The organism is Sandarakinorhabdus oryzae (assembly GCF_009733735.1).
Lineage (GTDB): Bacteria > Pseudomonadota > Alphaproteobacteria > Sphingomonadales > Sphingomonadaceae > Sandarakinorhabdus > Sandarakinorhabdus oryzae.
The window spans coordinates 1-668 of the sequence record NZ_WNJP01000391.1 but is presented as its reverse complement, the minus strand read 5'-3'; the positions used below and the strand labels follow the sequence as shown (position 1 = coordinate 668).

Below are 668 nucleotides of genomic sequence, written 5' to 3'. Positions count from 1 at the left end.
GCGGCGTGCGGGGGCTTGCCCTGCTTCAGCGCTTCGGCCCGGGCGGCGATGCCGAGGTCCCCCAACAGCGCGCCCTGCGCCACCGGGCCGTGCACGGCGAGGCCGCGGCCATGGGCGATGGCGGCAAGCGCACTGAAATCCACGTGCGCGGTCAGATCATGGCGGCCCGGATCGAGGAAGGGGCTGACCTTCTCGCCGCGATGGACGGCCTGCAGCGTATCGAGCGGCACGCTTTCGATGACCTGGCCGCCATAGCCATAATCGACAATCAGCATGGCCCCGCCCTGGGCGGCGAGGCGGCCGGCGAGATGGCCCATGATCGCCTGGGCGGCTTCGCTCCATTCGGCGTCAGCAGCGTTTTCATGGCCATCGGCCGGCAGCCACAGCGGCATGAACAGGCCATCATCATGGCCGACATGCAGTTCCTGCCCGGCCCGGCGCTGGCGGATCGGCAGCGCGTCGAAGAATTCGTTGGCGACGATGATCAGCGGGCGGTCATCCGGTAACTGATCCACCCGGTCGTGCCACTGCGCCGCCCAGCCGGCCAGCCGTGCGCGCTGGATGGCGCGCAGGGCGAGGCTGGTTTCGACCATGTGGAGCCCGGCGCTGGCGGCAAAGCCCGGCAGCCGGCCGAGCAGGCGCAGCGCGTCGGCCATTAGCGTGCCGTG

1 protein-coding gene is annotated in these 668 nt (G+C 70.7%); it reads right to left on the bottom strand.

The window, feature by feature from the left end; all coding sequences use genetic code 11:
- A partial coding sequence (locus tag GJ693_RS16480) for a class I SAM-dependent methyltransferase (protein WP_235903015.1) occupies window positions 1–656 on the bottom strand: 656 nt, incomplete at its 3' end.
- Between the last annotated feature and the right edge of the window lie 12 nt (window positions 657–668).